The sequence below is a fragment of the Rhodococcus ruber genome (assembly GCF_027270735.1).
Taxonomy (GTDB): domain Bacteria; phylum Actinomycetota; class Actinomycetes; order Mycobacteriales; family Mycobacteriaceae; genus Rhodococcoides; species Rhodococcoides rubrum_A.
Genome location: NZ_JAPWIJ010000001.1, coordinates 534,972 through 560,682 on the forward strand (window position 1 = coordinate 534,972; position 25,711 = coordinate 560,682).

Sequence of the window (25,711 nt, forward strand, 5' to 3'; positions counted from 1 at the left end):
ATCAGTGCGAGTGGCCGTGGCCGACTTCGGTGGCCGAGGGTGGCGGCACTTCTTCGCCGAGTCGGTCGCGCGCCTCCGCAACGACGTCCGACACTGCCAACCGTGCGGATTCGGCGTGGATTTCGGCTTTCCGGGCAGCGCGGAGGCCGAGTTCGGTTGCCGATACCGCCGCCTTGCGAACGGGAGCCTTCTCGTACAGCTTCTTGGCACCGTTGTAGGCGGCGACGCCGACTGTGCCTGTCACGACCGTCGATACTGCCTTCGCGACAATGATCGGAAACGCCATGTTGTAGCTCCTCGATTTCGAACCGATACCCACTTATTGGGAATCATATTCGTTTTGCTCGGCAGTGGCGACTCGCGGGGTTGCGGTAGGAGTCACCCGATCGGGCGGATGGCGCGAAACGCCCTCGTCACGTAGGGCAACTCGATCGTTGTGGACCCATGCAGCCCTAGCTCGTCGAACAGGGCGGCGAGATTCTGATCCATGCCGTTGCGCTCGTCGGCCGTCGCGGTGATGTAGAAACTGCGCGATCGAACCAGGTCGGTCAACAGCGATCGGTTCACGGTGCGAGACCACGCCCATTCTCGCTCTTCGAGATGATCGAAGGGCTCCGCTATCGGCGGCGGACCGTCGTCGAACATGGCCATCGCTCCGCCCCGTGAGACCACGGAGTCGAGGCGTCGAACCCAGGCCCGCGACTCGTCGCGAATGTTCCAGATCAAACCCAGCACACCGCCAGGACGCAGGACCCGTCCGATCTCGTATGACGCGGCCACCGGATCGACCCAGTGCCAGGCCTGTCCGAGCAGCACTCCATCGAGACTTTCGTCGTCTATTGGGAGGGACTCGGCAGTACCGACCAGGTTCGGGATACCCGGTACCGCGATCCGCAGAGCGTCGAGCATAGCGGTATCAGGGTCGACGGCAATGGCGTCGCAACCAGCGGCAACGATGCTTCGCGTGAGCTTGCCCGTGCCGGCTCCGACGTCGGCGACTCGTGGCATTCGAGCCGACGCGAATGCAGGTTCGAGCAGCCACGCAACCGCGTCCGACGGGTATTCGGGGCGAGCCGATTCGTACACGTCGGCGACGGCCCCGAACGACATCGAGCTGTTATCTTGGCTAACCATATGGTCAGGCTACCTCGCCCGATTCGAGCTCGAGTTCGTAATAGAGAGCCTTCGGTCCCTCCCCGCGTCCTTCGTGGCAGTCGAAGCCTCGCTTTTCGTAGACGTGGCGAGCGGCTTCGTCGTCTTCGGAGGTGTTGAGGTCCATGTAGGTGGCACCCCTGCCGCGCGCGTGCTCGATGGCGTAATCGAGAAAGGTTGTGCCGTAGCCCTTCCCACGATGGACTGGCTGAATGTAGAACTCTGCGAGATAGGCCTCGATGTCGGCGCTCCACGTTCCGGTCCGGAATCGAAGAACTGCAACACCGATCGCGGGAGTCCCGAATGTCAAGACGCTTGTGTCACCGGATGTGACCAGCCTGTTCAAATGGGCTGCAAGCCATTGGGGCTCGGGTGCCGGGTCGTCGTACTCGCGATTGAAATCGACCAGCAGGTTCGCGGCCTCGAAGAGCCCGTCGGAATCGCTGACGTCACTTGTGCCGGACATATCGACTCCTCGAGGTGTCAATTTTCTGGTTGAACAAGCCTTTTGGCATCGAGCAAACCGAGACCGGGATGCATTTCACGCAGCGCTTTGATGGCGTAGACAGTTCGGCCGGATTCTGCGACAACCGCGTCGACATCCTCGGCGGGTACGGCCTCGGGTCCGATCTTCTCCGGAGCCGTCCAGGACCGGCGCTCTCCGTACCAGATGCACACAGCGGCTACAGCCAGCACGGCCAGCTTCGACCAGTTCCAGCCAGAAGGATCGGACACGATGTCGGTAATCGTCGAGAACGCGAGAAAGGCCAGCAAAGCGGCAAACCCGTAACGCTTCCAGGGGCGTTCGTGTGCCGTCATGCATCCATGCTGTCACCACACCTCCATGGAGGCAACGGCTCAGCGTCGCAATTCGCTATCGAGCTGTGTCAATAGTTTGCCGAACGTGGTGCGCCCTGCGACCGGTGGTGGAAACCGTCCAAGGACCGACCGGAATGTTGCATCGGCTTGTGTGCGGATCCATTCGATCCGGTAGCTGCGAACACCGTCACGTGCCGAATGTCGTCGAGACTCAGATCAACCTCAGCGGATTCGCCCACCTCAGAATCGCCTCAACCGTCGTACACCTCTGTGGTGATGCAGAAGGGATGCCCGGCGGGGTCGAGGAGAACCCGCCACCGCGGGTCCGGTTGCTCCGCTGCTTCTGTTGCCCCACATTCGACTGCATAAGCGATGGATTCGTCGAGGCTCACTCCCGCATCGAGATCGAAGTGCACGATGGACGCCGATGGCCATACTGGCGGAGCGTAGTTCGCCACCTTCTGCGCAACGATGTTCAGACCCGACTGCGTGCGAATCCCCGAGCTCGACGTGTTCTCCCACAACAGCTCTCCGCCGACTAGCGCGAGGTAGAAGCGAGCGAGCTCCCGCGGCCCGGAGCAGTCGATGGATATTCCTGCTACGTCGAGGTATGGGCGCGGCATGTCACGAGAATACGGTGGCTCCCAGCGTGACGACGACAATCACGAAGATGGCCAGGAGGAGCCAGCCCTCCCAGGTGTGCGGGCTGAGTCCCCAGCCGTACCGTTTCGGGCCGAACCACGTTCGGGGTGGATTGAAAGCCATAGCGTCGTCCCGCCTGTTCGGAGTCGCGTCCACCCTACGAAATAATAAGATTATTCGCAATGGTAATGACCTGGTCATGCACTCTGCGACCACGAACCTCGCCGCGAAGTCAGCTGTACAACCGCGCCGTTGCCGCCGCTCGTTCGGCCAGCTCGTCTCGAATTGCTCTCGGCTGCAGCACTGTTACCGCAGGCGCGCACTGCCACAGGGCTCCCACAGCGTGATTGTGGCCGGAGAACTCGATGACTGCGAGGCGTCGTCCGTCGTCCTGTACTCGGTCGCTGATCACTCGGACGACGTTCCTCGTCAACGAGATCCATACCGATTCATCCACCAGGCAGGTGATTTCGATATGGGCCAAACTTGCGCGAAAGGAGGTCCAATGTGCCGTGAAGGCCGCTTCCAGATCCACGGCGGCGCTGCGATGGGCAGGCTCGTCGAGGACGGTCAGGGTATCTATGCGGGATATTCGATAGACACGTTCGTTTCCCTCTCGGGCGGCGAGCAGGTACCAATGATCGCCGGCATAAACGAGCCCGACAGGGTCGAGGGTGCGATCGGACAACTCACCGCCGCGGTTGCGATACGACACCCGTATGCGCAGACCGTCGATGACGACACGTTGCAATTCCGGTAGATGGACCTCGGACTCGTGGGGATACGCGAAACCATCTGGCCGCACCAGGATTCGTTGTGACGCAGTGCTTGCCGCCGCTCGGTGAGCGTCGGGTATCGCGGCGATCACCTTACGCATGGCGCTGGCGAATGCCGGGGTGGCGACGCGTCCCGCGCCGGATGCGAGCAGTGCCGTCGCCTCGGCGGCCGTCAGACCGGTCAGCTCGGTGCGATAGCCCTGCAGCAGACTGATGCCACCACCGCGACCGCGATCGGTGTAGACCGGAATGCCCGCCGAGGACAAGGCTTCGATGTCACGCAATACGGTGCGCGTGGACACTTCGAGCTGGGCGGCGATGTCGGCAGCGTTCAGTCTGCCCCGATGTTGGAGCAGCATGACGATGGACAACAGCCGGTCTGCGCGCACCCGAAAAGTCTCTCATCAAAACATGACAGAAGATGTCATGTTCACCCGATCTACTTCTACTCAGCAGGCCACAACGGGCGGCCGCGAAACGGAAGGCTCAGCAATGAACACCATCGAGACCACGCAGCAGACGGATCCGCGCGAGGTGTACTTCACGTCCGCCGCATGGGTGAGCGGTCTTATCGGTGCGGTGCGCGCCGATCAACTGGACCTCCCCACCCCGTGCGACGAATTCGATGTACGGACGCTGGCCGGTCACCTCGTGGCAACGGTGGCCAGACTGATTGCGATCGCCGAACTCGGGAGCCCGGACTCGGTCTCGCCGTTCTCTCCTGATCACGACGCCGCATCGTTCGATGCTCTGGTGGAGCAGGCGCGCGCGGCCTGGGCCGACGACGCGGCGCTCGACGCCCCGGTCGTCGTTCCGTGGGGTGAAGTCCCAGGGCGATCGGCTGTGTGGGGCTATGCGCGGGAGTTACTCGTGCACGGATGGGATCTTGCCGTTGCAACGGGTCAACCGGCCCAGGCCGATCCCGCGATCGTCGATCCGGTCGCCGTGGAACTTCGAGAACTGCTGCCGGCGGAGAGTCGGGTTCCGGGAGTCCCGTTCGGGCCCATCGTGGAACCCCGTTCCGAAGCAGGGCCGTTGGAACGCCTGGCGAATTTCGCGGGACGGTCGTCGGACGGCTGGGTGTAGAACGACGCCCTTGACCTCGAGTGCACTCGAGGTTGCAGGGTGGTCTCATGCAGATGACCTTCGACGAGTTGCCTCGACTCATGACGCTGATGACCGGCGACGAAAAGCACGGTGCCAGCGCCACATCCACGCTGGACGTGCTGTGGGTGCTGTACTCCGACATTCTTCGTCTCGACGCGGCGCAGCCGGACGATCCCGATCGCGACAGGTTCTATCTCTCCAAGGGGCACGGCCCGATGGCGTACTACGCAGTGCTCGCAGCACGGGGCTTTCTGACGCCGAACGAGCTTGCGTCGTTCGGCGGCTACCACTCACCGCTGGGCAATCATCCGGACCGCACTCTGATTCCCGGGGTCGACATCGGATCGGGATCGCTCGGTCATGGTTTGGCATTGGCAGCCGGAACTGCTGTAGCGCTGCAGATTCGGCGAAGCCAGGCCCGGGTGTTCGTACTGATCGGTGACGCCGAGCTCGACGAGGGCAGCAACATGGAAGCCATCCAATTCGCCGGCCGATCGCAGCTGGGTAACCTGACCACCGTGGTGATCGACAACGATTCGGCTGGTCTGGGTTGGCCCGGCGGAATCGCGTCGCGCTTCGCCGTCGAGGGGTGGTCCACCTCCGACGTCGACGGTCGAGACCACAGTGCACTCCGGCAGGCGTTTCGCGTCGATCGCGGCAACCGACCGCACGTGGTGGTCGCCCACGTGGAGAAGAAGGAGAACTGAATGACGTCGACGCTGAACAGGACCGCGGATCAACGCGAATCCTTCTACCGACTGGTGCCGGAGCTGTTGGCACAGGACGAGCGAATCATGTTGGTGTTGGCCGAGATCGGTGCCGCCTATCTCGAACCGCACCTCACTCCTGACATCCGATCTCGTGTGGTCAACGTGGGTATTCGAGAGCAGGCGATGATCGGTGTCGCAGGAGGTATGGCGCTTGCGGGCTTGCGTCCGATCGTGCACACTTTCCCACCGTTTCTGATCGAGCGGCCCTTCGAGCAGGTGAAACTCGATCTGGGACATCAGGATGTCGGCGCGATCCTGGTCAGCTCGGGCGGCTCCTACGGGTGGCCACAGGGCGGTGAGACGCACTTCGGCCAACGCGATGTCGCGCTTCTCGACACCCTGGACGGGTGGACGGTGCACGTGCCCGGGCACGTCAACGAGGTCGAATGGATGCTGCGCAGTGCCGCTGCATCCGACGATCGCGTCTACATCAGGCTCGACGGCGTCTCGAACAATCGCTCGTACGGCCGACCCGGAGGTTCGATGACCGTTCTGCAACAGGGTAATTCCGGCACTGTGATCTCCGTCGGTCCGATGACGGACCGGGTCCTGGCCGCGGCCCGTGGACGTGACGTGACTGTGCTGCACGCATCGACGATCAGGCCCTTCGACGGAACGACTCTCCGAGAAACGCTTGCTGCGCCGGACGTCATGATCGTCGAGCCCTATCTCGCGGGAACGTCTGTGTTCCACATCGATCGGGCACTATCGGATGTGCGGCATCGAGTGTCGGGAGTCGGAGTGGAAGCAGGAGAGCGTAGAAAGTATGGAACGGTGGCCCAACACGACCGAGCCAACGGCCTCGACATCGAGGGGCTGTCCCGGTCGATGGACGACTTCTTCGAGTGATCAGTGTTGGCGGCGCTCGTACCTGGACTTGGCGACGCTGTGAGCAGACTCGAGGAGCTCCCCGATCGGGGATTCGGTCTGCGAATACGGGTTGACCACCGACAACCAGCCCGCAGTGCCGTAGTGAGGGTGGGCGGCGAGGGTGTCGTCGGTGTCGGCCTGGGGTGCGTGAGCTGCTTCGCGTGGGGGCACTCCCAGGAGTCGCTCGAAATCCTGCTTTCCCGCAACGACATTGACGCGGAACGCGCCGGCACGGTCCAGGCGGGACAACTCGTCACCCGGATAGTTCTTCGTCACGATGGTTGCGAACGGCTGGGTGGACGTCGGAACGGTCCCATCCGGCGAGTAGTAGAAGAACACATCGCCCCAGGCGAGTTTCGGAGTCCCATCACCCTCCCGAGGCCGCTGCGCCAACGTGCCGTCGAAGCTGCCGACCAGATTCACGATGTCATCGAGTGTCATGCATCGATGGTCACATGTTCTGCGGTCTATGCCCAGAGTTCAGCCAACTTTGTAGGTTCCCGTACCGGTTGCGACGAGGCGACCGGATTCGGTCCCGACGATGTCGACTCGACACGTCTTCAGGCTCCGACCCGCATGCATCCGAGTGCCGACGATATCGACACCCTCGGCATATACCGGCTCCATGAACTGCACGGACATGGAGACCGTGACGCCCCGAAGCTTCTCGGGCACTTCGGATCCGGCCCATGCTGCGGTCATGATTCCGATGTCGATGCAGCCGGCGATCACGCCACCGTGCAGCATCTGGCCGACGGTGGACAGCTCGTCGCGGTACGGCAGCCGCAGTCGAGCAGTGCCCTCGTCGATGTCGACCAGCTCGATGCCCAGCTGCTGCACGAACGGTGACTGCGGCAGAAACTGGACCATTGCCGCGCTACCGCTGTCCGGCAGCTGTACATTCTCGGTTGCCATATCGTCTCCTCTATCCGAATTTGATTCCGTTATCGGAATCAGACTACGATAAGTGCATGGTCTTGGATACCCCCAGTGACAAGCGGAAGCGTCGAACGCACACTGCGGTGCTCGACGGCGCCCGCTCGCTTTTCCTGCGCCACGGATATCGGGGAACGACGATCGAGATGCTCGCCACCGCAGCCGATGTGGCGGTGAGCTCGATCTACGCAAACTTCCCTGCCGGCAAGGTGGATGTCTATGCCGCTTTGGCATGGCGAACCGCCCAGAGTCACGCTGAGCAGATGACTGCCCCCACCGATGCAGTCGAATCTGCGAACATCGTTGCCGAGTTCCTCGACCGATACATCGAGTTCCACCGAGACAATCCACTGGCGCTGCGGCTGCTGGCACTGACGGATGTGGACAAGTCCGAGTCCGTGTCGGTCGGTGAGGCGAAGAAGAAGATCGACACTGCACTCGGTGAACTCATCGATTCGGTGACGCGTGCAGTGGTGGGCGCCGGTGCCGACGTCGTCCCCCATGCGTTGGTTCTGAATGCCTGGGCGGCAATGAACGGCGCAGTGTCACTGCATCAACGACGCATCGTCGATCGATCCATGCTCGACGCGATGCTCGCGATCACGCGGGCGGACGTGCTCCGCCACTTGAAAGGGGTGCCCGATGAAACACGGTGAACTGAGCGTAGGCCGTCGTGCGCGAATCGTGGGAGCGGCTGTGCGAGAACAACTCGCGATGTTGCCCGGTACCGTGCTCGGTCCTCGGCGACGTTCGTCGGGTGCTGCATGGCACACAGTCGATGCTCCGGATTCGCGACTGTGCCGGGACGCACTCGAGGAGGCGAGGGAGTGTCTGAGTGAGCCCGTGTTGATGCACAGCGTGCGGTGCTGGCAGTACGCCTCGGCATTTGCGGACATCGATGGTCTGCGGCCGGATTCTGAGGCGCTGTACATCGCGTGCCTGTTGCATGACGTAGCTCTCGGCGCAGAACAGAACCAGGTGGCTGGATGCTTTGCACTGATCGGTGCCGAGCGAGCCGAAAAGTTCGTCCGCCGACACGAAGGCGACGATCGAACGGCCCAGATCGTCCACGAGGCGATAGCCCGGCACATGGACGTCGCGACACCGGAGGGATCGGAGGCGGCGCTGCTTCACGATGCGGCACACCTGGATGTCAGTGGCCGCCGGATTCGCGATCTCGATCCGCACTGCATCGATGTCATCGAATCCAGCTGTACGCGAGAAGGTTTCGTCCCAGACTTCGCATCCAGGATGAAGGTCGAATCGAGAAGGCGACCGAGGTCGACAGCGGCGACGTTGTGGCGTGCAGGAATGTACCCGGCGATGAAGGCGAATCCCCTGGAGCGCATGGTCATATCGTCGAAGTAGCTGTCGCGCGCTGGATGATCTGTTCGATTCGATCGGCGTCGTCGGAATCTCTCGGTGCGTACAGGAAGACGTAGTTCTCGGGTAGTCCGAGCACGGGACGTCCTGCCAGCGGGTGTAGTTCGCCCCATCCCGCGGATATGACGGTCTGCGCATCGTCCGGTTGCAGTACAACGTGCAACGAACCTTCGGTTTCGTGTACATGCACAATTTCGCCGTTGGTTCGGGAGATCCAGGGCGAAGCAGACCTGAGATCGGATAGATACAACGCATCGCCTCTACGCTCGAATCGACTGCGCTCCAGATGAAACGGCCGATCTGACAGCGCCTCGGCGGCGACGGCAGCAGTCAACCGCTCGATCAGGGCTCGGGTACCCCGATCGGTGAGCTGGCGATGGGGAATCGGGTACGGCGCGATCGACGGCCGCGGTCCAGGGCGGTGTTCGAGCGGCCAGTGCAGACCGGTACCGGATGTACCGTCGACACGAAGTGGGTCGCGTCGCGCAAACGGTCTCAGGGCGGTGGTGATCAGCCAGCCACCGATATTGGCGGGAAGTCCTCCCGGCCCCAGTTCCATCCACGCGGTGTAGTCGTTCTTGACCTTCTGCACCGGGACAATCTAGCTGCTGGCTCGATCCAGCAGGTTGCTGTTCGTCAGGGTCGTGTACATCGTCGGATGTACAGCGAGATACCCACGCAGACCGATGTGCAGACGAACCCCGACTCGTAGCGTTGATCCGGTCAACGAACATCGAACACGAAGGGGCCGTCATGCAGGTCGCAACTATTCTCTCTCAGCAACCGTCGACCACCGAGCAGGTGCTCGGTGTGGGATTGGGAACCCTGGGCCTGGTGATCGCTCTGGTATTGACCTTCGGTGCGGTGTTCTTGTTCATCGCCGCGCTGGTCAGCATCATTCGTTCCCCCAACTACACCGTCGCCGGTCGGGCAGTGTGGATCTTCGTCGTACTGGCGTTCCCCTTCCTCGGTCCCCTGGTCTGGTTCGTGTGGGGTCGTAAGTCGACTTTCGCCGTGGATGTTTCACACAGCCTCAGATGATGGAACCGATCGTGCGGGCAGCATCGGGAAACTCGCCGGGGTTTGGCCCGGCGTAATTGAGTCGAAGGTACTTGCCGGTGGGTTCGGCCGGAAAGTAGTCGCTTCCGGCACCGACGATCACACCGGCGGATTTACATTGCTGCACAATATGTTCCAGATCGACGTCATCGCGCAGGCGCATCCACAGATTGAGCCCACCGCGCGGCACGGCATCGAGATGGCCGCGAGGTGCGTACTCGATCAGGCTGTTTGCCAACAAGTCCCGACGAGAAGCCAACTGTGTACGCAGATGCCGGAGGTGGGTACGCCACGCGGGTTGCGTCACCACATCCAGCGCGACTGCTTGGAGGATCCCGCTGACGTACATCGACTCGGCACCGGTGTCGGCGAGGATTCGCTCGTGTGCGGGGCCGCGAGCGATCAAGCCTGCCAATCTAACCGACGGCGACACCGTCTTGGTGAGCGATCGTAGGTAGACCACATGCCCGGCGTCGTCCCGTGCAGCCAATGGATTCGGCTCGGCGGTGATGCCGAAATCGTGGGCCGAGTCGTCCTCGATCAGGAATGCGCCGTGCCGTCGAACAGTGTCGAGAACCTGCTCGGCGAGCGCAGGCGACCAGTGGGCTCCGGTCGGGCTGGCAAACGTGGGTTGGGCATAGAACGCCCGAGAGCCGGTGCGCGCGAACGCCTGTGCCAGCGCATCGGGGTCAGGACCGTGCACTCCGCTGGGGACCGGTACAACGCGGACGCCCGCCTGGGTGGCAGCGAGAATTGCCCCCCAATATGTCGGCGATTCCATCAGTAGCGGACGGCCCGCACCAACGAGCGCCCGGAATGCGGTACTGAGGCCGGTCTGGCTGCCGGGAATGATGACGACATCGCTCGCCGACGGCGGAGTGACGCCCACCGGCGTCGATGCCCCCAACTCCGCGGCGAACCATGCCCGCAATTCGGGCAGTCCGGCGGTCGGGGGCCGAGCTATCACTGCGTCGGTACGGGATGCGCGAGTGAATGCAGCGTGAACGAGCCGTTCCGGCAACAACTCCCGAGCCGGATAGCCCGAATGCAGTGCGATCACATCGCTCGACGTGGACTGGAGAGCAGCTGGAAGTTGCAGTCGGTTGCCCGGCGCACCCAGCGCCGCTGTCTGCCACCCGTAGTCGTTGGGCCGGGCCGTGCGAACGGTTCTGACGAATGTGCCCACACCAGGGCGGCTTTCGATGACGCCTTGCGCGGTGAGGGTGCGCAGTGCCTTCTGCACCGTGACCGGACTGGCCGAATGCTGGGCCACGAGGGCGCGGGTGGACGGCAGCCTTGCCTCGGGGGGCGCGGTCGCGATCCACTGCTTCAATGCGTCCACAATCCGTGAACTGCTATCGTCGGACATGACACAGCATAGTAGCGCTACTCGTTCTGGTGCGAGCCCGCTATCGCGCGCCGGATTGTTATGGGGCTTGGCAGGCGTCACTGCATTCTCGTTCACGGTTCCGCTCACTAGCATCGCCGTCACCGGCGGCCTGCCACCGCTCTTCGTCGGTACCGGGCGCGCCGTGTTCGCCGCCGCATTGGCGGCAGTTGCGCTGGCCGCGACTAGACAACGGCTCCCCCAGGGTGGGCAGTGGGGTCGTCTGGCCGTGATCGCGGCCGGTGTCGTCATCGGCTTTCCGGTACTCACCTCGTATGCCCTCACCACGGCATCGGCCGGTCACAGCGCCGTCGTCATCGCACTGCTCCCGGCGGCCACCGCCGTTGTCGCGGTAGTGCGAGAACGGCAACGCGTCCGGCCGATGTTCTGGCTTGTCGCAGCCATGGGAGCTGCCGTCGCGATCGGATTTGCGGCCGTTCAGGGCGGACGGCTGACCGGGCTCGGGTGGTCGGACCTGTTGCTCCTCGGGGCGGTTGTCGCAGCGGCGGTGGGCTACGCCGAAGGGGGCTTGTTGGCCCGCGAACTCGGGGCCTGGCAAACGGTGTCATGGGCCCTGGTGGTGAGCATTCCGGTGACCGGTGCGTTGGCCGCTTTCTCGTGGTGGGAACAGCCGTCGACCGCAGGTGTACCCGAGTGGGCATCGTTCGCCTACCTGGCGGTGGTGAGCATGTACCTCGGGTTCTTCGCCTGGTATTGGGGGCTGGCCATCGGCCCCATGTCCAGCGTGAGCCAGATTCAGCTGATCCAACCGGTGCTCACCATCTGCTGGGCCGCGATCATCCTGCGCGAGGGGTTGACGTGGCCGGTGGTCGGGGGTGGAGCAGCGGTCATCGCATGTGCAACAGTGGCGGTCCGGACCCGGATGTCGCCGTCCGTTCGACAGGAGGAACTTTCGGCATGACGAAATCGATCGATCAGGCGCGCAAGCTCGAGAATGTTCGCTACGACATTCGCGGACGCATTCTGGACAAGACCGAGGAGCTCGAGGAGCAGGGACACACCATCCTGCGTCTCAACGTCGGCAATCCTGCCCCCTTCGGGTTCGAGGCACCGGACGAGATCATGATGGCCATGATCCGAAATCTGCCTACCGCACAGGGCTACTCGGATTCCAGAGGTCTGTTCTCCGCCCGCACCGCGGTGGTGCAGTACTACCAGACCAAGGGATTGACCGATCTGGATCTCGACGTCGGCAACGTCTACCTCGGCAACGGGGTATCGGAGCTGATCACGATGACGATGCAGGCCCTCTGCAATCCGGAGGACGAGATTCTGATCCCCTCGCCCGATTACCCCCTGTGGACGGGATCGGTGGCGCTCGCCGGTGGCACACCCGTCCACTACCTGGCCGACGAGAGTCAGGACTGGGCCCCGGACTTCGAGGATCTCGAAGCCAAGATCACCCCTCGCACCCGCGCGATCGTGGTGATCAATCCGAACAACCCGACGGGGGCGGTGTATCCACGCGAGGCACTCCAGCGGTTCGTCGAACTGGCACGTGAGCACGACTTGATACTGCTCGCCGACGAGATCTACGAGAAGATCGTCTACGACGGTGTGGAGATGATCAATCTCGCTACTCTGACCGGCAAAGATGTTCTGTGCTTGACGTATTCGGGCCTCTCGAAGGCGTACCGGGTGTGTGGATTTCGGGCCGGATGGTTGGCGGTCACCGGGCCGCGTCGACGCGCAGCGAGTTTCATCGAGGGCATCACCCTGCTGTCCAACATGCGGATGTGCGCGAACGTACCGGCACAGCACGCAATACAGACTGCGCTCGGCGGCAGGCAGTCGATCGAGGATCTCCTTCTTCCGGCGGGGAGGCTGACCGCGCAACGTGACCTCGCGCATCGCCTGCTCAATTCCATCGATGGAATCAGCTGCGTGCAGGCAGCGGGCGCGCTGTACATGTTCCCGAAACTCGACACCGAACGCTTCGGGATCGTCGACGACGAGAAGTTCGTGCTCGACCTCCTCGAGTCGGAGAAGATCCTCGTCAGTCACGGCCGTGCCTTCAATTGGGATGTGCCCGATCACTTCCGACTCGTCACGCTGCCCAACGTCGACGATCTCGCGACGGCGCTCGAACGCCTCGGCAACTTCATGAGCTCGTACTCGCAGTGAGACTTTTGCTCGAGATGATTTTAAGTCCAGTTGGGCATTCGACGACGAAGTATTCGTGCAGATAAACCCGCATATTGCTCTCCTGCACAGTCTTCGGTGCTGACCTATTTCCCCGGAGGGCCGGGGAAATGCGGGTTACGCTCGTCGTCCGATCTGCCGGGCGAGAGGGAATTCGTGGATCTATGGGGCTACCTACAGGGGCGAGGTGAAAACCTCGCGTTCCTGACCTATCAACATGCGTCGCTGGCTTTTCAGACGGTGTTGGTGGGTACCGTCGTCGCGGTGGCTGTGGCCATCGCCGTGCATCGGCTACCACTGTTCTCGGCCTTGACGCTCACGACCAGCCGAGTGGCGTTGACCATTCCCTCTCTGGCGTTGCTGGCGTTGCTCATCGTCCCGTTCGGACTGGGCGTGGTGCCGTCGTTCATCATGCTCGCGTTCTTCGCAGCCATGCCCGTCATCGGAAACGCCATCGTCGGACTGCGTGGTGTCCCCGACACCGTGATCGAGTCGGCCAAGGGAATCGGGCTGTCCCGCAGCAGGATTCTGGTCTCGGTTTCGCTACCGATGGCGTGGCCGGTCATCCTCACCGGCATACGAGTGTCCACGCAGATGGTCGTCGGTGTCGCCGCCATCGTCGCCTATGTCCTCGGTCCAGGGCTCGGCTCGCTGATCTTCAACGGTCTGTCGAGACTGGGTGGAACCAACTCCGTCGAGATGGCAGTGACCGGAACAGTTCTCATCGTCGTCATCGCATTGGTGTTCGACGCCCTGCTCGTCCTCCTCGGGCGCCTCACCATCTCGAAGGGATTGTCATGACGGACAACACGACCGGCGGACCGACGGTCACCGGTGCCTCCATCCGACTCGACGGTGTGGTCAAGCAGTACAAGGGCCAGAACAAACCGGCAGTCCAGAAGATCGACCTCGAGATCGAGGCCGGCCATATCGTGGCGTTCGTGGGACCCTCCGGTTGCGGTAAGACGACGACGCTCAAGATGATCAACCGACTGATCGAACCGACCGAGGGCCGTATCTTCATCGGCGACCGTGACGTGACGGGCGAGGATCCGGACAAGCTTCGCCAATCCATCGGGTACGTCATTCAGTCCGGCGGGCTCTTCCCACACTGGACGGTCGCCAAGAACATCGGAGCCATCCCGCGCGTCCTGGGTTGGGACGCGAAGAAGATCGAGGAGAGAACCGACTATCTGCTCGATCTCGTAGGACTCGACGTTGCGGACTTCCGCGACCGTTTGCCCAAGGACATGTCCGGCGGGCAGCAACAGCGTGTGGGTGTGGCGCGGGCGCTCGCCGCCGATCCGCCGGTGCTGTTGATGGACGAGCCTTTCGGCGCAGTGGATCCCATCACCCGGGTACGTTTGCAGGACAGTCTGATTGCCATCCAGCACGAGCTCGCGAAGACGATCGTCATCGTCACTCACGATTTCGAGGAGGCGACGAAGCTGGGCGACAAGGTGCTGATTCTCTCCGAGGGTGGTCACATCGAGCAGTACGCGACTCCGGAAGAAATTCTGGCCAAGCCGGCCAGCCCGTTCGTCGAGGAGTTCATCGGCTCCGGAGCAACTCTTGCGCATCTGACGTTGTCCAGGGTCAAAGACGTGGAACACGATTCGGTGGTGACGGCCGAGGTCGGCGACAGCTCGCAGGAGGTCATCGCGCGCGCCCGAGCGCAGGGGGCCACCTGGATCGTCGTCATCGACGAGCACGGCCGCCCCCGCGCCTGGCCGTCTCTGGACGAAGTGGCCACCAAGGACCACATCACCGACTACGTCGACGCGCGTTTGCCCAGTGTTGCACCGTCGTCGACGCTCAACGACGCTCTGGATTCGATGCTGGCGGCCAGTCAGGGTGGCGTACTCGTCACCGACGGCCGAGGTGCCGTGACCGGCGCGTTGACCATTGCCACCGTCATGGCCGTCATCAGGGGCCAGCTATCGGAGGCTCGATCCGGTGACGGCCACGTGACGTACTCGGCTCATACCGAAGGCGCAGCAACGTGAATCGACTACGCCGTGCCCCGTTGGACGTGTGGTTCGAGCCGCTCCTCATCGTGGTACTCGGACTCGGCTACATCCTGTGGTACCGATCGACCACACTGACCACCACCGAACAGGCATCGCTCGGCTGGGACAACCTGAAGACCACGATCGTCGATCACATCGTTCTGACGTTGACGGCGACGGTGATCGTGGTCGTCATCGCAATACCGTTGGGCATCCTGCTCACTCGCGACAGAGCGAAGAATTTCCGGCCGGTGGCCGTCAACTTCGCCAACATCGGTCAGGCCGCGCCGGCCGTGGGTCTGATCGTGCTGCTGACGATGTGGCTCGGAACCGGGTTCCGTACCGCTGTAGTGGGTTTGGTCGTCTATGCAATTCTGCCGATTCTCCAGAACACGATCGTCGGGATACAGCAGGTCGATCAGCGAACGATCGAGGCGGCCCGCGGAATCGGGTTCTCCGGGATCCGCACCCTGGTGCAGGTGGAACTTCCCCTGGCGGTGCCGGTGATCCTCAACGGCGTGCGCACAGCGCTGGTCATCCTGGTCGGAACCGCCACGTTGAGCACGTTCATCGGAGCGTCCAGCCTCGGAACGCTCATCACGACCGGCACGACGCTCTTCCTGCCGAAGCTGCTCATCTCCGGTGCCGTTCTCGTTGCACTGCTGGCACTGATCATCGACTGGCTCGGCCGTGTGGTCGAATTGTTCGCGACCCCAAAGGGAGTGGCATGATTCGCCGTCTGTTTGCCGCCGCTGGAGCTGTGGCGCTCGCCGGGTCGATTGCGAGCTGCGGTCTGGTGAGCTCGTCGGGAACGTTCGAGAGCACCACGCTGGCGGACGGCGCGCGGCCGCTCGACGGCGCGTCGCTGGTGGTGACGAGCAAGAGTTTCACCGAGGGCGTGCTCCTCGGGAAGATCACGGCCACATACCTTGCCGCCGCGGGCGCGAAGGTGACCGACTTGACGGGTGCACCGGGGTCGGCGTCGTCGAGACAGGCTCAGCTCAACGGCGACGCCGACATATTGTGGGAGTACACCGGCACGGGCTGGGTCAATTACCACAGCCAGACCGAGACGATCAGCGATCCGCAGGAGCTGTGGGAGCGCGTTCGTGACATCGAGAAGAGTGAGTACGACCTCGATTGGCTACCTCCGGCCAACTTCAACGACACGTACGCATTCGCGGCATCTTCCGCCACCGCCGAGCGACTCGGCGTCACCACTCTGTCCGATGTCGCGAAGCTCCCCGAAGCCGACCGAACATTCTGCGTCGACGACGAATTCTTCTCTCGCTCGGATGGTTTCGGTCCGATGCTCGACACGTACGGGATCGGACTGAACGCGCCGGGCGGAGTACCGTCCAGCAACGTCACCCGCATGGACGCCGGTGTCGTGTACACCTCGACCGCAGACAGTTCGCCCTGCAACTTCGGTATGGTTTATACCACCGACGGTCGGATAAAGAACCTGAATTTGACTGTGCTGCAGGATGATCGCGCATTCTTCCTGCCGTACAGTGGCACCGCTGTGGTACGCAACGCGATCCTGGAGCAGTACCCCCAGATCGCCGATCTACTTGCGGTGGTGTCGGAACGCTTGACCGACGATCTGATGCAGGAGCTGAACGGGCGGGTCGACATCGAGGGTGAGGACCCGTCGGATGTTGCGTACGAGTGGCTGCAGAGCGAGGGGCTCGTGAACTGACCTCACGTCAGCTCGGATCCGGTTCGAACAAATCCTCGATGGTGCAGTCGAAGGCCGCTGCGAGGCGGAAGGCGACGGGCAGGCTCGGGTCGAATCTCTCCTTTTCGATGGAGATGATCGTCAGGCGGGTGACGTCGATGCGTTCGGCCAGTTCGTGCTGAGACCAACCCTTTTCGGTGCGACGCCGTCGAACACTGTTCTTCACTCGGACAAGGCGCGGTACCGCGCGAACGCGTACCGCGCGGTGAACGATGCGAACGCAGCCAGCAACAGGCCCGTCAGCAGCAGAGTGGCCGGGGGATCGACGCGGGTGATGGCCACCACCGCCAGAGTCAGGCCGAGGACGGTCACAAGATCGGTGGCGGTGCCGCTCGACGCCGCTGTTGTCCAATGGCTTTCGATGCTGTCATCCGACGTGTAGGTCTGGTCGGCACTGACCGGTGCGATGATCAGTATCCAACCCAGCATTGCCCCGAAAGGGAGGGCGGTGAATCCGAACACCACCGCCGCGACCCCTGGGGCGACGGGTGAGACCAGCCAGGCCAGCAATGCCGTCGCCGAGGCGGTGGCGAGACCGACGGTGCCGACCGATATCCATCTGAGTGTCACGTGAATGCTCCGTTCGTAGGTATAGCTCGCTATACGTATAGGAAACCATACATCGCTGGCCGATGTGTGGGCCATGACGAGCTGCTGGCGGTATGGTTCGAGAACGTGGATCGCCGGATTTCGGCGTCGTACTCAGCCCTAGGAGCCTGACCGTGTATTCGTCTTCACTCGGAGGTCTGTGATGGCAGGCGGACTCGTAGCTCTGCTCGACGACGTGGCAGCGCTGGCTCGTTTGGCCGCGGCATCCATCGACGATGTCGGTGCGGCTACCGGCAAGGCGACAGCCAAGGCGGCAGGCGTCGTGATCGACGACGCAGCGGTGACGCCGCAATACGTTCGTGGTCTCGCGGCCGAACGTGAACTCCCCATCATCAAGCGCATCGCTGTCGGCTCGCTTCGCAACAAGCTGCTGATCATTCTGCCGATCGCTCTGTTGTTGAGTCAGTTCCTACCGTGGTTGTTGACGCCGATTCTGATGCTCGGTGGTTGTTACCTCAGCTACGAGGCCGCGCACAAGATCTGGGGTGCGCTGTTCGGCCACGGAGAGCATCACGAGGCTGCCGAGGACGAACCGCGCGACGAAGACACTGTTGTCTCCGGTGCCGTGCGTACCGATCTCATTCTGTCGGCCGAGATCATGGTCATCGCGTTGGACACCATTGCTGCAGAGGGCTTCTGGAGTCGGCTGATCATCCTGGCCGTTGTGGCGGTGGTCATCACGTTCGTCGTCTACGGCGTCGTAGCGCTGATCGTGAAGATGGACGACATCGGTCTGAAATTGGCCGACGGCTCGACGGGGTTCATCGAGAAGTTCGGCCGAGGCCTGGTCAAGGGCATGCCCAAGGTCATGTCGGTGCTCTCGGTCGTCGGTACCGCAGCGATGCTGTGGGTCGGCGGACACATCCTGCTCGTCGGTATCGACGAACTCGGATTCCATCCCATCTACGAACTCGTGCACCACGGCGAAGAAGCGGTGCGCGGCGTGGCAGGAATCGGCGGAGTGCTGGCGTGGATCGTCAACACCCTCGCCTCGGCGGTCATCGGTGCGATCGTGGGCGCCATCATCGTGGTCGCGCAGTTGGGAATTTCCAAGGCGCTCGCCAAGCGGGCTGCCGCGAAGTAGTGCCCGTTGCTGCGTCGTTCGCCGTTGTCGATCCGTCGTCGGAACCAGCGATCGACATTCTGCGTCGCTACAACGTCGATATCGTCGGGCGCTTCTACGGTCGAGAGGCGTCCGATGAGGAAGTGCTCCGAGTCATGGTCGACGAGCCGAGCGACGACCTTGCCGGGGATTCGGGCACGTTCGTAGTGGCGTATGCGGAGCAGTTCCTCGTCGGTTGCGGTGGAGCACGTTTCATCTCCGACGACATCGCTGAATTGACGCGTGTCTTCGTGGATCCGATCGGCCGGAGGGGTGGCGTCGGCGCATCGTTGATCGGGCACATCGAGAATATTGTTCGAGAGTCCGGCCGCAGCAGAATCCGACTCGATACCCGAGCCGATCTGGTCGAGGCCCGCCGCTTGTACTCGCGGCTCGGCTATGTCGACGTCCCTGCATTCAACAGCGAACCCTACGCCGAGGTCTGGCTCGAAAAGCACCTCTTCTGAACGGCTTTCATCAGCGTCGAGCCAGCTCGAGAACCCGTCGCTCGGACACGGAGACATCGGCGAGCGATGCCGTCAACTCGTCCCACGCCTTCTGAACGCGGAGTTCGTCCCGGCGGAGGCGCTTCTGCGCAGCAGCGAGTCTGCGGCGCTCGGCCAGAAGCATATGCCGATCGCGATCCTGCTCGGCCATGAAGAGGTACGTGTGCGGATCGAACGGATACATGCCAACTCCTATGGTGTAGTGGGGAATCCGTGCATCAGCACCATGACGTGCTCACGCTCCCCCGAGGTCGCGTTCTCGCCGTGTCGACGCCATTTGTCGATGACGGCACGCATCTCCGTGCCCATCTCCTTCGTCTCTTCGGCGGTGAGCCGTAGGACGTCGTCGGAGCTGAACGCCGCCGACACCCACTCGTGGCCCCACGACTCGGACGTCCGGTCGAAATCACGCAGCCGAGACCACTGGTGCGCCAACCAGGAGTCCTTGGACGCCTTGGCAACCGACAGTGACTCGGGAGAGTCGGAAAAGTCGTTCTCGGACCAGCTGAAGCCCTCCTCGTTGGTCTCCGACCACCAACGCTGGCGCTTGTCCGAGCCGTTCTCGACCTCCTTGACGAAGCCGTGCTCGGCGAGTTTGCGCAGGTGATAGCTCACCGAGGCGGGTGACTCGTCCACCAGATCGCCGAGCTGTGTTGCCGTCATCGACTTGTTTGCACGCAACGCATAGAGCAGGCGCAGCCGAATGGGATGCGTCAGCGCCTTCAGCTCGGACATGTCCGTCAGCTTGCGCGGCGTCCGGGGTGGCGGTGGGGGGCTCATGCAACAACCGTAACCCGAAAGAAATATTTCGCAATAGTTCTTTCGGATTTAGCCGCTGTGCACCGTAACGGCGTATCCATCCGGATCTTGCAGGACGAAGGTCTTTCCGAAGGGTCCGTCGAAAGGCGAGGTGAGGATCCGGACATCGGCCGCGACCAGTGTTTCGTGCAATGCCTCGGCGTCTGCGCACGCGAGCCACAGCGCAACCCCGAGGCCGGGCTGCCCGCTGTCGAGATCGGTGCCGGGGGCGGGATTTCGGACGGCGAAGGGGATGGGCGTGGTTGTGAACACGACGGCTCCGGGTGGGGACTGGGGTGCACGGACGAGGCCGAGCCGGGATTCGTAGAAGTCGGCGCTCGCTTCGAGATCGCGTACCTGCAGGGCGAGAAAGCTGGGGCCGGAGACGTTTGTGTTGTTCATGTCGGTTCCTCTCGGGTTGTCGTCAAGTTCTTGACGTAAAAGAATGTATGTCAAGATATTGACATGAGTCAAGTGGACCTCGACACCTCGATCGGATACGCCCTCAAGCGGGCGACCTCTGCGCTGCGCTCTGCGATGGACGAGCGACTCCGACAGCTGGGCATGACGGTGCCGCAGTATTCGAGCCTCGAACTACTTGCTCATCGCCCGGGGCTGTCGAATGCCGAGCTCGCGCGGGGAGTATTCGTCACCAGACAGGCGACCCATCAGCTGCTGGCCGGACTCACGCGTGAGGGGCTGGTGGAGATCGTCGGGTCCGGGCGTGCGCAGCGGCTTCATGTGACCGCGCGAGGTGTCGAACGACTCGAACGCGCGTCGGCCGCCGTCGCCGAGGTGGAGCTGACGATGATCGCATCGCTCTCCGAGCAGGACCGCCAGTCGCTGCGGCAGAGTTTGGCTGCGTGCGCACAGGCTCTGGACGAACACGTTGTGCCGTAACCTCACGCGATCGAGTCGAGGAACTCCAGCATCGCCGTGTTGAACTCGTTCGGCCGGTCCATGTTCGCGGCGTGACCGCAGTTCTCCAAGACCACCGATCGACCGAGCGGATTCAGCTCCACCGACTCGGAAGCGTGTGCAGCAGGCCAGAATTGGCTGTCGCGTCCGGCGACCATCAGGTACGGCTTGTCGGTCGCCGCGATGGTCGAGCGCCAATCCTGCGCCGCATGGTCGGCGAGCAGCGCCTTCATCGGAGCCGTGTCGGGTGAGGCCATCTTCGGCATCGAGCGCAGTGCAACCACCAGCTTCAGCAGCGACGGAATGGACTTCCATCGGGGGCGGCCGTGGCCGTTATCGGGTATTCCCTTGTCGAAGAATGCCTTTCGATTGTCTTCGGTAAGTCCGTAGAAGCCGTTCGGCCAGTCTGCGCTGTTCACCATCTTCGGAGTCTGATCCACCGACACGACAGCCCGGACGTGGTCGGTGCCGAATTGTGCGATGTAGGACCATACGGTGCTGGCCCCCATGGAGCCGCCGATCAATACGGCCTCGTCGACGCCCGCCGCCGCCACAAAGTTTGCGACATCACGCCCGTGCCGTTCCATAGAGGCGCCGTGGGGCGGTGCTTCCGATGCCCCATGGCCGCGTCGATCGAGAGCCAGCACCCGATACCCGGCCGCCACCAACGCCTTCTGCTGCAGCACCCAGGTAGTGGCGGGGGCGCAGAATCCCGCGATCAGTACTACGGCCGGGCCGGTACCTTCGTCGAGATAGCTCAGAGTGACGGAGTCGTCGGTGACAACTGTCGGCATGGTGAATCTCCTTGTGTCAGAAGAACTCGATCAGGCGAACTCGGCGTGCATCTCCCAGATCAGGATCTCGCTCGCTGACGATGCTGTCACACGGTGTCCGCCGGTACCGGTCAGTCGTACCGCGTCACCCTGGCCGAGGTAGCCTACGTCCTCGAACACCGCTGAACCGTCGGCCATGAAGACGTGACCGAACGGCGCGTCGGGGACCGTGACGGACTCCCCCGGTGCAAGTCGGGCGACATGCAGCGTCGCGTAGCGGTTGCCGATCCGAACGCCGCCCCGGCCCGACATGCCGGATGCCACCGGCACCAGCTCGCCGGTCGCCAGCTGGTCCTGCACGTCCAGCTCCTCGTACGCTGGATCGGTTCCATCGGTGTCGGGTGGAATCCACATCTGCACGACGCGCAGCTTCTCCCGGCTGGTCAGGCTCGACGCGTTGCGTTCGGTGTGGCGAATGCCGGTGCCGGCACTCATGCGTTGAAGGAGGCCGGGGTAGATGAGACCCGAATTACCTTCGGAGTCCGTGTGTTTCAGCGTCCCTTCCAGAACCCACGTGACGATCTCCATGTTCTCGTGCTGATGGGAGTCGAAGCCCTCGCCCGGAAACACCGTGTCCTCGTTGTGCACCATGAGCAGCCCGTGCGCATTGGCCGCCAGGTCGTAATTGCCGGTGGCGGGAAACGACTGCTTGGAATCGAGCCATTCGTTCCACCAATGATGGCGTTGCGCACCGGGTATACGAGTAACGGTCACGACGCGTGGTTCCGCATCGCGGTGAACGTCCGGGTCAGAGCCGCGAGATCGTCCGGGTCCACGAGGTCGAACATGTTCTCTCGTACTGTCTCGACGTGGCCCGGGCTGGCGGCGGCGAGGGTGTTCATGCCGGCTTCGGTCAGTTCGGCGGACATTCCTCGCTTGTCGTCGTCGCATTTGACGCGAATGACCCAGCCGTTGTCGACCAGTCGGCTGATGGCCCTGGTGACGCCGCTGCGAGTCGTGGTGACAGCATCTGCCAGTTCGCTCATACGTCGGCGACGGTCGGGTGCCTCCGACAGAACGACCAGCAACTCGAAGTCGGTGAACGAGATTCCCGAGTCGCGCGTGAGTTGATTGTCCAGGTCGCGAAGCAAAAGCCGCGTCGCGTCGAGGTATGCGCGCCAGGCCTGCTGTTCGTCGGCATCGAGCCACCGTGGTGAATCCATATCCTCATGCTAGTTGACAACGCAACTAACCGGTGTACTGTTCACGGTAGTTGACGAAGCAACTACTTGACCGGAGGGTGGAGCGATGACCGATACGGACCTACACACCACAGAGCGGGAACGCATTCGTGGGCAGTACCTGAAACCGGCCGGCGAGCGGCCCGCATCGTCCGCCCGCGGACTACATCACACCGCGCTGGTCAGCAGCGACGTCGAAGCAACGGTCCGCTTCTACCAGGATCTGCTCGAATTCCCGCTCACCGAGCTCATCGAGAACCGCGACTACCCGGGCTCCTCGCACTTCTTCTTCGACATCGGAAACAGCAATCTGTTGGCCTTCTTCGACTTCCCGGGCCTCGATGTCGGTCCGTACGCGGAGGTTCTGGGTGGACTGCACCATGTGGCCATCAGTGTCGAGCCCACCCGCTGGGAGCACCTACGCACCAAGCTGACCGACGCCGGAATCGAGTTGATCGAGCACAGTGACGTCTCGCTGTACTTCCGCGACCCCGACGGTGCGCGGCTGGAGCTCATCGCCGATCCGCTCGGTGAGATGTACGGCTCGCACGTTCTCTGAGAACACACCTACTTTCGAGATTCGAGGCAATGACATGACCTCTGCAGCAACCACACTCGACATCCGCCGCGCCGACGACCGATTCAAGACGAAGATCGGCTGGCTGGACTCCAAGCACTCGTTCTCTTTCGGCAATCACTTCGATCGTGGCAACACCCACCACGGCGTCCTCATGGTCAACAACGACGACATCGTCACCCCGGGAATGGGATTCGATACGCACCCGCATCGCGATATGGAGATCGTCACCTGGGTCCTGCAGGGATCGCTGGTGCACCAGGACTCGATGGGCCACTCCGGCGTCATCTACCCCGGTCTCGCTCAGCGCATGAGTGCGGGTACCGGAATTCTGCACTCGGAGAAGAACGATTCGTGGCGACTCGGCGATACCGCCGGCTCGTATTCGGGCAAGCACGGCGATCCTGTTCGGTTCGTCCAGATGTGGGTCGTGCCGGACGAGCAGGGCATCACCCCGGGCTACGAACAGCTCGAGATCGACGGCGAATTGCTCAGCGGCGGTTTAGTTCCCGTCGCGTCCGGGATGCCCGACCATGCCGATCACGCAGCCATTCGCATCAAGAACAAGTACGCAGCAATGCACGTGGCACGCCTGCAGCCCGGACAGGCTCCCGTCGAGATACCCGACGCGCCGTTCGTGCACATCTTCGTGGCCGAGGGTGAGGCGATGCTCGAGGGCGTTGGCGTACTGGCTGAGGGCGACGCCGTGCGCGTCAGCGGAGGCGGCGGCCAGAAGCTGAGCACCGCCAGCGGTGCCGAAGTAATCGTCTGGGAAATGCACGCCGCAATCGCCGGTTAGTCGGTCTCTCGGTGCGGACGGAACGAGTGCTCCTCGTGGTCGAGTTCGTGCTCGAGGCTTCGCATGCTGTTGTCCGGTAGCCGGCCGGCATCTCGCCAGCACAGCAACTCCTCCCGCTCGACCGCCAGGATGCGTCGGCGGGTACTCATCGCGGCGATCTGCTCCGGCGAGATGACCGAGTCGCCCACCTCGGACTCGTCGAGATGATCGAGTCGGCGGTGGTACCGGTCGATCCGATGCTCCAACTCGTGACGCAGTATCTCCCGTCCCTCGTCGTCGAGTTCCTCCTCGTCGGCGATGCGATCGAGCTGTGACAGTGCAGCTTTGGCCGATCCCTCACGCGCCTCGTTTCGCAGACGTGCCTCTGCTGCGGGGTCGGCGACGACGTTCAGCTTTCGCACCAGCGGAGCGAACGTCAATCCCTGTCCGACGACCGTTACCAGCACGACCAGAAATGCACAGAACAGCAACAGGTCTCGGCTCTCGAACGGCTCACCGGAGTCGATCGTCAGGGGCAAAGTGAACACGGCCGCGACGGTGATGACTCCACGAGTGCCGGCCCAGCTCATCACCACCGCCTCGCGTGCGGACAGACCCGTGGTCAGCAACCACAGCGGCCGAAGCAGCAGCACGCCGGCGAGCGTGACCGTGACTGCGAGGGCGATGGTGGTCCCCGAGTATGCCGACAGGCCGCCGACCACGGTGGGCAACTGCTCGCCGATCAACAGAAATACGAAGCCCTCGAGCAGCAGATCGATGAGTCGCCATACGGCGCTGGTCTGCAGGCGGCTGGCTCCGGAAATGGCGTGGCGAGTGTGATGCCCGATCACCAGTGCCGCAACCACGACGGCCAGAACTCCCGACGCATGTACCTCTTCTGCCGCCAGATAGGCAACGAACGGCGTCGCCAGCGACGCGATGTTGAGCAGCAAAGAATCGTGAATGTATCGCTGTACCAGTCGGATCAGCAGGGCGACAACCAATCCGACGATGATGCCGCCGACTGCAGCCAACACGAACAGTCCGCCGGCGTGAGCGAACGTCATGTCCTGGCTGGAGATAGCGGCGATAGCCACGGTCAGCATCGTCAGCGCGGTGGCGTCGTTCAGCAACCCCTCCCCTTCGATGAGGGTCACCAGCTTCGGTGGAATGCCGGCGCGCCGACCGACCGCAAGGGCGGCCACCGGGTCCGGCGGTGCCACGGCGGCACCGAGCGCCATACCAGCGGCCAGCGTGATGCCCGGAACGAGCAACCACAGACCGACGCCCACGAGGGCAGCGGTCGCCACCACGAGGGCGACCGACAGACTCAAGATCGTCCACACGTTGCGGCGGATGGCGATCAGCGACGAGTTCAGGGCAGCGCTGTAGAGCAGCGGCGGGATCACCAGGGTCAGAACGACCTCGGGGTCCAGGACGATGTCGGGCAACGCCGATGCCGAGACGGCCAGGCCGGCCAAGGTCAACAACGCTGCCGCGGGCAGCGTCGTCTTCTTCGAGATCACCTGCGCGGCGACGATCAGACCCGTGGCGGCCAGGACCAGGCCGAGAGTTTCTATCACCCGGCTGTATTC

37 protein-coding genes are annotated in these 25,711 nt (G+C 62.9%); 17 read left to right on the plus strand and 20 right to left on the minus strand.

Annotated elements, in window-relative coordinates:
- Window position 1: 1 nt before the first annotated feature.
- From O4220_RS02525 to O4220_RS02555, 7 genes are all read right to left on the minus strand, one after another.
- The gene (locus O4220_RS02525) at window positions 2-286 is read right to left on the minus strand and encodes a DUF1490 family protein (protein ID WP_269601980.1); all 285 of its coding nucleotides are present in this window, start codon (window positions 284-286) and stop codon (window positions 2-4) included.
- A 92-nt stretch (window positions 287-378) separates the two neighbouring features.
- Window positions 379-1,134, minus strand: a complete 756-nt coding sequence (locus O4220_RS02530; RefSeq protein WP_269601981.1) for a class I SAM-dependent methyltransferase — start codon at window positions 1,132-1,134, stop codon at window positions 379-381.
- Window positions 1,135-1,138: 4 nt separating this feature from the next.
- A complete protein-coding gene (locus O4220_RS02535; RefSeq protein WP_269601983.1) occupies window positions 1,139-1,618 on the minus strand; it encodes a GNAT family N-acetyltransferase in 480 nt (159 codons plus the stop codon).
- A gap of 17 nt (window positions 1,619-1,635) precedes the next feature.
- Entirely contained in the window at window positions 1,636-1,971 is a 336-nt protein-coding gene (locus O4220_RS02540) for a hypothetical protein (RefSeq protein WP_269601984.1), read from the minus strand.
- Between the two features lie 251 nt (window positions 1,972-2,222).
- Window positions 2,223-2,594: a VOC family protein gene (locus tag O4220_RS02545; RefSeq protein WP_269601985.1), complete on the minus strand. Its 372-nt coding sequence runs from the start codon at window positions 2,592-2,594 to the stop codon at window positions 2,223-2,225.
- Window position 2,595: 1 nt separating this feature from the next.
- The gene (locus O4220_RS02550; RefSeq protein WP_269601986.1) at window positions 2,596-2,736 is read right to left on the minus strand and encodes a hypothetical protein; all 141 of its coding nucleotides are present in this window, start codon (window positions 2,734-2,736) and stop codon (window positions 2,596-2,598) included.
- Between the two features lie 109 nt (window positions 2,737-2,845).
- Entirely contained in the window at window positions 2,846-3,778 is a 933-nt protein-coding gene (locus O4220_RS02555; protein ID WP_269601987.1) for a helix-turn-helix transcriptional regulator, read from the minus strand.
- A 22-nt stretch (window positions 3,779-3,800) separates the two neighbouring features.
- On the opposite strand from O4220_RS02555, the gene O4220_RS02560 reads away from it, so the two are divergent.
- The 3 genes from O4220_RS02560 to O4220_RS02570 are packed head-to-tail and all read left to right on the plus strand — an operon-like array spanning window position 3,801 to window position 6,115.
- Entirely contained in the window at window positions 3,801-4,475 is a 675-nt protein-coding gene (locus O4220_RS02560) for a TIGR03086 family metal-binding protein (RefSeq protein WP_420030301.1), read from the plus strand.
- Between the two features lie 47 nt (window positions 4,476-4,522).
- Entirely contained in the window at window positions 4,523-5,203 is a 681-nt protein-coding gene (locus O4220_RS02565; RefSeq protein ID WP_269601988.1) for a thiamine pyrophosphate-dependent enzyme, read from the plus strand.
- Window positions 5,204-6,115 (plus strand): transketolase family protein, encoded by a 912-nt coding sequence (locus O4220_RS02570; protein ID WP_269601990.1) that lies wholly within the window; start codon window positions 5,204-5,206, stop codon window positions 6,113-6,115.
- Here the strand turns inward: O4220_RS02570 and O4220_RS02575 are convergent, their stop codons facing one another.
- Window positions 6,116-6,577: a DUF6194 family protein gene (locus O4220_RS02575; protein ID WP_269601992.1), complete on the minus strand. Its 462-nt coding sequence runs from the start codon at window positions 6,575-6,577 to the stop codon at window positions 6,116-6,118.
- A 39-nt stretch (window positions 6,578-6,616) separates the two neighbouring features.
- Window positions 6,617-7,051: a PaaI family thioesterase gene (locus O4220_RS02580; RefSeq protein ID WP_269601993.1), complete on the minus strand. Its 435-nt coding sequence runs from the start codon at window positions 7,049-7,051 to the stop codon at window positions 6,617-6,619.
- 56 nt (window positions 7,052-7,107) lie between these two features.
- Between O4220_RS02580 and O4220_RS02585 the strand changes: the two genes are divergently transcribed.
- Together O4220_RS02585 and O4220_RS02590 are read left to right on the plus strand one after the other, a co-directional pair.
- Entirely contained in the window at window positions 7,108-7,728 is a 621-nt protein-coding gene (locus tag O4220_RS02585) for a TetR/AcrR family transcriptional regulator (RefSeq protein WP_269601994.1), read from the plus strand.
- Window positions 7,715-8,440 (plus strand): HD domain-containing protein, encoded by a 726-nt coding sequence (locus O4220_RS02590; RefSeq protein WP_269601995.1) that lies wholly within the window; start codon window positions 7,715-7,717, stop codon window positions 8,438-8,440. The genes O4220_RS02585 and O4220_RS02590 overlap by 14 nt, the downstream gene beginning before the upstream one ends.
- On the opposite strand, the gene O4220_RS02595 is transcribed toward O4220_RS02590, so the two are convergent.
- On the minus strand, window positions 8,424-9,047 hold the full coding sequence (locus O4220_RS02595; protein ID WP_269601996.1) for a luciferase family protein: 624 nt from the start codon (window positions 9,045-9,047) through the stop codon (window positions 8,424-8,426). The genes O4220_RS02590 and O4220_RS02595 overlap by 17 nt on opposite strands.
- 161 nt (window positions 9,048-9,208) lie before the next feature.
- On the opposite strand from O4220_RS02595, the gene O4220_RS02600 reads away from it, so the two are divergent.
- Window positions 9,209-9,496 carry a PLD nuclease N-terminal domain-containing protein gene (locus O4220_RS02600; protein WP_269601997.1) on the plus strand — a complete coding sequence of 96 codons (288 nt, stop codon included), beginning with the start codon at window positions 9,209-9,211 and terminating at the stop codon, window positions 9,494-9,496.
- Here the strand turns inward: O4220_RS02600 and O4220_RS02605 are convergent.
- Window positions 9,489-10,883, minus strand: coding sequence for a PLP-dependent aminotransferase family protein (locus tag O4220_RS02605; RefSeq protein ID WP_269601998.1), 1,395 nt, complete (start codon window positions 10,881-10,883; stop codon window positions 9,489-9,491). The two genes, O4220_RS02600 and O4220_RS02605, sit on opposite strands and share 8 nt — an antisense overlap.
- On the opposite strand from O4220_RS02605, the gene O4220_RS02610 reads away from it, so the two are divergent.
- The 6 genes from O4220_RS02610 to O4220_RS02635 all read left to right on the plus strand — a co-directional run bounded on the left by O4220_RS02610 (window position 10,882) and on the right by O4220_RS02635 (window position 16,775).
- Window positions 10,882-11,823 carry a DMT family transporter gene (locus tag O4220_RS02610; RefSeq protein ID WP_269601999.1) on the plus strand — a complete coding sequence of 314 codons (942 nt, stop codon included), beginning with the start codon at window positions 10,882-10,884 and terminating at the stop codon, window positions 11,821-11,823. The genes O4220_RS02605 and O4220_RS02610 overlap by 2 nt on opposite strands.
- Window positions 11,820-13,046, plus strand: a complete 1,227-nt coding sequence (locus O4220_RS02615; RefSeq protein WP_269602000.1) for a pyridoxal phosphate-dependent aminotransferase — start codon at window positions 11,820-11,822, stop codon at window positions 13,044-13,046. Before O4220_RS02610 ends, O4220_RS02615 begins: the two co-directional genes overlap by 4 nt.
- 174 nt (window positions 13,047-13,220) lie before the next feature.
- Window positions 13,221-13,865 carry an ABC transporter permease gene (locus tag O4220_RS02620; protein ID WP_269602001.1) on the plus strand — a complete coding sequence of 215 codons (645 nt, stop codon included), beginning with the start codon at window positions 13,221-13,223 and terminating at the stop codon, window positions 13,863-13,865.
- Window positions 13,862-15,070: an ABC transporter ATP-binding protein gene (locus O4220_RS02625; protein ID WP_269602002.1), complete on the plus strand. Its 1,209-nt coding sequence runs from the start codon at window positions 13,862-13,864 to the stop codon at window positions 15,068-15,070. The genes O4220_RS02620 and O4220_RS02625 overlap by 4 nt, the downstream gene beginning before the upstream one ends.
- The gene (locus O4220_RS02630; protein WP_269602003.1) at window positions 15,067-15,804 is read left to right on the plus strand and encodes an ABC transporter permease; all 738 of its coding nucleotides are present in this window, start codon (window positions 15,067-15,069) and stop codon (window positions 15,802-15,804) included. Before O4220_RS02625 ends, O4220_RS02630 begins: the two co-directional genes overlap by 4 nt.
- The gene (locus tag O4220_RS02635; protein ID WP_269602004.1) at window positions 15,801-16,775 is read left to right on the plus strand and encodes a glycine betaine ABC transporter substrate-binding protein; all 975 of its coding nucleotides are present in this window, start codon (window positions 15,801-15,803) and stop codon (window positions 16,773-16,775) included. The genes O4220_RS02630 and O4220_RS02635 overlap by 4 nt, the downstream gene beginning before the upstream one ends.
- Window positions 16,776-16,782: 7 nt before the next feature.
- Here the strand turns inward: O4220_RS02635 and O4220_RS02640 are convergent, their stop codons facing one another.
- The gene (locus O4220_RS02640) at window positions 16,783-16,980 is read right to left on the minus strand and encodes a helix-turn-helix transcriptional regulator (protein WP_269602005.1); all 198 of its coding nucleotides are present in this window, start codon (window positions 16,978-16,980) and stop codon (window positions 16,783-16,785) included.
- Window positions 16,977-17,384, minus strand: a complete 408-nt coding sequence (locus tag O4220_RS02645) for a hypothetical protein (RefSeq protein ID WP_269602006.1) — start codon at window positions 17,382-17,384, stop codon at window positions 16,977-16,979. Before O4220_RS02645 ends, O4220_RS02640 begins: the two co-directional genes overlap by 4 nt.
- Before the next feature lie 181 nt (window positions 17,385-17,565).
- Here O4220_RS02645 and O4220_RS02650 point away from each other — a divergent pair, with 181 nt between their 5' ends.
- On the plus strand, window positions 17,566-18,507 hold the full coding sequence (locus O4220_RS02650) for a DUF808 domain-containing protein (RefSeq protein ID WP_269602007.1): 942 nt from the start codon (window positions 17,566-17,568) through the stop codon (window positions 18,505-18,507).
- Window positions 18,507-18,992: a GNAT family N-acetyltransferase gene (locus O4220_RS02655; protein ID WP_269602008.1), complete on the plus strand. Its 486-nt coding sequence runs from the start codon at window positions 18,507-18,509 to the stop codon at window positions 18,990-18,992. The genes O4220_RS02650 and O4220_RS02655 overlap by 1 nt, the downstream gene beginning before the upstream one ends.
- 10 nt (window positions 18,993-19,002) lie before the next feature.
- Here O4220_RS02655 and O4220_RS02660 read toward each other — a convergent pair whose 3' ends face one another.
- From O4220_RS02660 to O4220_RS02670, 3 genes are read right to left on the minus strand one after another with little or no spacing between them, the layout of a single operon-like run.
- The gene (locus O4220_RS02660) at window positions 19,003-19,215 is read right to left on the minus strand and encodes a hypothetical protein (RefSeq protein ID WP_269602009.1); all 213 of its coding nucleotides are present in this window, start codon (window positions 19,213-19,215) and stop codon (window positions 19,003-19,005) included.
- 8 nt (window positions 19,216-19,223) lie between these two features.
- Window positions 19,224-19,811 (minus strand): helix-turn-helix domain-containing protein, encoded by a 588-nt coding sequence (locus O4220_RS02665; protein ID WP_269602010.1) that lies wholly within the window; start codon window positions 19,809-19,811, stop codon window positions 19,224-19,226.
- Between the two features lie 48 nt (window positions 19,812-19,859).
- Window positions 19,860-20,231: a VOC family protein gene (locus O4220_RS02670; RefSeq protein ID WP_269602011.1), complete on the minus strand. Its 372-nt coding sequence runs from the start codon at window positions 20,229-20,231 to the stop codon at window positions 19,860-19,862.
- Window positions 20,232-20,294: 63 nt separating this feature from the next.
- Between O4220_RS02670 and O4220_RS02675 the strand changes: the two genes are divergently transcribed.
- Window positions 20,295-20,729 carry a MarR family winged helix-turn-helix transcriptional regulator gene (locus tag O4220_RS02675; RefSeq protein WP_269602012.1) on the plus strand — a complete coding sequence of 145 codons (435 nt, stop codon included), beginning with the start codon at window positions 20,295-20,297 and terminating at the stop codon, window positions 20,727-20,729.
- Between the two features lie 2 nt (window positions 20,730-20,731).
- Here the strand turns inward: O4220_RS02675 and O4220_RS02680 are convergent, their stop codons facing one another.
- The 3 genes from O4220_RS02680 to O4220_RS02690 are packed head-to-tail and all read right to left on the minus strand — an operon-like array spanning window position 20,732 to window position 22,743.
- Window positions 20,732-21,541 (minus strand): alpha/beta fold hydrolase, encoded by an 810-nt coding sequence (locus tag O4220_RS02680; protein WP_269602013.1) that lies wholly within the window; start codon window positions 21,539-21,541, stop codon window positions 20,732-20,734.
- A 30-nt stretch (window positions 21,542-21,571) separates the two neighbouring features.
- The gene (locus O4220_RS02685; protein ID WP_269602014.1) at window positions 21,572-22,294 is read right to left on the minus strand and encodes a pirin family protein; all 723 of its coding nucleotides are present in this window, start codon (window positions 22,292-22,294) and stop codon (window positions 21,572-21,574) included.
- Window positions 22,291-22,743: a MarR family winged helix-turn-helix transcriptional regulator gene (locus tag O4220_RS02690; RefSeq protein ID WP_269602015.1), complete on the minus strand. Its 453-nt coding sequence runs from the start codon at window positions 22,741-22,743 to the stop codon at window positions 22,291-22,293. The genes O4220_RS02685 and O4220_RS02690 overlap by 4 nt, the downstream gene beginning before the upstream one ends.
- Window positions 22,744-22,828: 85 nt before the next feature.
- Here O4220_RS02690 and O4220_RS02695 point away from each other — a divergent pair, with 85 nt between their 5' ends.
- Together O4220_RS02695 and O4220_RS02700 are read left to right on the plus strand one after the other, a co-directional pair.
- Window positions 22,829-23,320 (plus strand): VOC family protein, encoded by a 492-nt coding sequence (locus tag O4220_RS02695; protein ID WP_269602016.1) that lies wholly within the window; start codon window positions 22,829-22,831, stop codon window positions 23,318-23,320.
- 34 nt (window positions 23,321-23,354) lie between these two features.
- Window positions 23,355-24,137, plus strand: coding sequence for a pirin family protein (locus O4220_RS02700; RefSeq protein WP_269602017.1), 783 nt, complete (start codon window positions 23,355-23,357; stop codon window positions 24,135-24,137).
- Here the strand turns inward: O4220_RS02700 and O4220_RS02705 are convergent.
- The gene (locus tag O4220_RS02705) at window positions 24,134-25,699 is read right to left on the minus strand and encodes a Na+/H+ antiporter (RefSeq protein WP_269602018.1); all 1,566 of its coding nucleotides are present in this window, start codon (window positions 25,697-25,699) and stop codon (window positions 24,134-24,136) included. The genes O4220_RS02700 and O4220_RS02705 overlap by 4 nt on opposite strands.
- Window positions 25,700-25,711 lie beyond the last annotated feature (12 nt).